This is a genomic window from Kitasatospora putterlickiae, assembly GCF_039527695.1.
Classification (GTDB): Bacteria; Actinomycetota; Actinomycetes; order Streptomycetales; family Streptomycetaceae; genus Kitasatospora; species Kitasatospora putterlickiae.
In genome coordinates this window covers 53,223-56,870 of sequence record NZ_BAAAKJ010000257.1, presented here as the reverse complement: position 1 = coordinate 56,870, position 3,648 = coordinate 53,223, and the positions used below count along the sequence as shown (strand labels likewise).

General features: G+C 71.4%; 2 protein-coding genes. Both read left to right on the top strand.

Translation table 11 applies throughout. From position 1 onward, the window contains the following. A partial coding sequence (locus ABD308_RS26225; RefSeq protein WP_344339191.1) for a TolB-like translocation protein occupies window positions 1-1,002 on the top strand: 1,002 nt, incomplete at its 5' end. Between the two features lie 210 nt (window positions 1,003-1,212). After that, window positions 1,213-3,618: a transglycosylase domain-containing protein gene (locus ABD308_RS26220; protein WP_344339189.1), complete on the top strand. Its 2,406-nt coding sequence runs from the start codon at window positions 1,213-1,215 to the stop codon at window positions 3,616-3,618. Window positions 3,619-3,648: the final 30 nt, after the last annotated feature.

Sequence of the window (3,648 nt, the reverse complement as noted above, 5' to 3'; positions counted from 1 at the left end):
ACCGCCGCGGTCGCCGCCACCGCCACGCTCGGCGCCCCGCCGGCCCGCGCGGCGGACCCGGGCGGTGAGGCCTTCACCATCGGCGACCCGCGGATCACCGAGTCCAGCGGCCTCGCGGCCAGCCGGCGCCACCCCGGCGTCTACTGGACGCACAACGACAGTGACGACGGCCCCTACGTCTACGCCGTCGACTCCCAGGGCCGCACCGTCGCCACCGTCACCCTGCGCGGCGTCGAGCCGCGCGACGTCGAAGCGATCTCGCTCGGCCCGGACGGCCGGCTCTACGTCGGTGACATCGGCGACAACCTCGGCGGCAAGTGGCCCGAGGTCTGGATCCACGCCTTCGCCGAGCCCGCCGAACTCCACGACCAGACCGTGCAGGTGACCCGCTACAAGGTCCGCTACGAGGACGGGCCGCGCGACGCCGAGGCGCTGATGGTGCACCCGGTGACCGGCCGCGCCTACATCGCCAGCAAGAAGCAGAGCGGCGGCGGCCTCTACCAGGGCCCCGAACAGCTCTCCGCGAACGGCGTCAACACCTTCCGCCGGATCGCCGACGCCCCCTGGACCACCGACGGCGCCTTCTCGCCGGACGGCACCCGGCTGGTGCTGCGCGGCTACTTCTCGGCCACCCTCTACCGCTGGAAGGACGGCGCGCCGGGCGGGGGCGAATCGCTCAGCACGCCGTTCCAGCGCCAGGGCGAGTCGGTCACCTTCAGCGCCGACGGCCGGGCGCTGCTCTACGGCAGCGAGGGCGGGGGCAGCGCGGTCTGGCGGTCGCCGCTGGACGACGACCAGCTGCCCGACACGGTCACGCCGCCGCCGAGGGCCACACCGACCCCGTCGGCGCCATCGTCCGACGGGGCGGCGGCCCCGCCCTCGGAGGGCGTCGCGGACGGCCCCTCCTCGGCCGGCACCGGCGACCAGGTGCTCGGGGTGGCGTTCCTGCTCGCGGTGGCGGGCGCGGTGTTCGGACTGCGGCGCAGGAAGCGCGACGGCTGACCCCCGCGCCGCCCGAACGGCCCGGACGCGAGCACCGCGCGGGCCGCGCCGCGCCCGTCGGGACGTCGGCGAACGATCCCCTCCGGACCGGCCCGGATCCCGGGCGGCGGGTCACGCCACGCCCAACCGTGCCGATCTGTCGCCGATTTGTGACAAAGGTTGGCCAACACCGGCCCCACGGGCGGTTTTCGTGGACGTAGTGTTCCGACTATGTCACGGAGAAGCCGCCGCACGCCCTCCCCGGAGCCCCACGACACCTGGGTGCCGCGCCCCCGGCGCCGCGAGACCCCGCTCGGCCTGCTCGGCCACGGCGTGAGGTTCCTCGGCTACAGCACCCTCGCGGGGGTGCTGCTGGCGGGCATCGCCCTGCCGGCCGCCGGTGCGCTCGGGCTCGGGATGAAGGGCACCGTGGAGGAGTTCGACACCATCCCTGACGACCTGAAGACGCCTCCACTGACCCAGGCCAGCTGGATATACGACGCCAAGGGCCAGCAGATAGCCAAGGTCTACGAGCGCGACCGCCGGGTGATCGGCGCCGAGGAGATGGGCCCGCTGATACGCCAGGCCCAGGTGGACATCGAGGACGCGCGCTTCTACGAGCACGGCGCCGTCGACCTCAAGGGCGTCCTGCGGGCGATCACCAAGAACGCGGAGAGCGGCACCGCGATGCAGGGCGCCTCGACCCTGACCCAGCAGTACGTGAAGAACGTCAACGTCGAGAAGGCCGGCGACGACCCGGTGGCCGTCCGGGAGGCCCAGCGCAAGACCCTGGGCCGCAAGGTGCAGGAGCTCAAGTACGCCATCAAGCTGGAGGAGGAGCTGACCAAGGAGCAGATCCTCACCAACTACCTGAACATCACCTACTACGGCCAGCAGGCGTACGGCATACAGGCGGCCTCCCAGCGCTACTTCAGCAAGAACACCAAGGACCTCACCCTCGCCGAGGCGGCCACCCTGGCCGGGCTGGTGCAGAACCCCTCCCAGTTCGACCCCAAGGCCCACCCCGAGGCCTCGCGCAAGCGCCGTGACGTCGTCGTCGACAAGATGCTGGAGAACCGGCACATCACCGCGGAGCAGGCCAAGGAGGCCAAGACCGGCCCGGTGGTGCTGCACTACCAGGCCCCGCAGAACGGCTGCATCACCGCCGACGCGGGCATGGGCTTCTTCTGCGACTACGTCAAGCACGTGATCAAGCAGGACCCGGTCTTCGGCAAGACCGCCGCCGAGCGCAAGAAGCTGTGGGACATGGGCGGCCTCTCCATCCACACCACCCTCGACCCGGTCAAGCAGGCGGCCGCGCTCAAGGCGGTGACCACCAGGGTGAAGGTCACCGACGAGGTCTCGGCGGCGATCACCATGGTGGAGCCGGGCACCGGGAAGATCCTGGCGATGGCCCAGACCCGCCCGTACGGGATCGACCCGGGCAAGAAGCAGACGGTCGTCAACTACAACGTGGACGCGGCGATGGGCGGCGGCAACGGCTTCCAGCCGGGCTCCAACTTCAAGCCGATCGTGGCCGCCGCCGGCCTGGAGGCGGGGCTCACCTCCACCCAGTCCTACGCGTCGCCGAACAAGATGGACTGGCCGACGATGAGCACCTGCGACGGCACCTGGAAGAACCTGGAGAAGGGCAAGAAGGGCGGCACCATCCCCAACGAGTCGGCGGGCGAGGTCGGCCCGTACGAGCTGAAGGAGGCGATGGCGCTCTCGGTCAACACCTACTTCGTGCAGATGGAGCAGGAGATCGGCCTCTGCGCGGTCAAGCAGATGGCCAACAAGCTCGGCGTGCTGACCAAGGCGAGCGGCAAGCCGCTGGAGGAGCTGCCCGCGCTGGGCCTGGGCACCCAGGAGGTGAGCCCGCTGGTGATGGCCAACGTCTACGCGACCTTCGCCAACCGCGGCACCTACTGCACGCCCGTCGCGATCAGCGGCATCACCACGATGGACGGCAAGGAGGTCCCGGTCAGCCCCACCAAGTGCGAGCGGGTGTTCTCCGAGAACACCGCCGACGTCATCAACACCGTGCTGCTGGGGGTCACCGAGAAGGGCGGCACCGCGCGCGACCTCGGCCTGGACGACGACCGCCAGATCGCCGGCAAGACCGGCACCTCCGACGAGAAGAAGTCCGCCTGGTTCAGCGGCTACACCGGCAACCTCGCCGCCTCGGTCTGGCTGGGCGGCCCGGCCGGCGGCGTGAAGATGCGGAACATCCGGATCGGCGGCAAGTGGTTCGAGGAGGTCTTCGGCGCCACCGGCCCCGGGCCGATCTGGCAGATGGCGATGAACGACGCCGTCCGGGGCATGCCGGAGAAGGAGTTCGAGACCGTCTACATCCCCAACCCGGCGCCCAAGCACGACCCCTCGGCGAGCCCGGGCTCGGGCAGCGGCTCGCCGACCGACGTCGCCCCGACCTGGCCCGGCCGTCCCCAGACGCCCGCCCGGCCGACCCGCAACCCCAACCCGAGGCCGACCCAGCCGCCCCAGACCCAGACCCAGCCCCGGCAGGAGGAGCAGCAGCCGCAGGAACAGCAGCAGCCGCAGGGCGACCCGGCGCAGCAGCAGTCCGAGCAGCAGCAGCCCGAGCAGCAGTACGAGCAGCAGTCCGAGAACGGCTGAACCGGCCCGGCACGGCACCGCGCCCCGGAA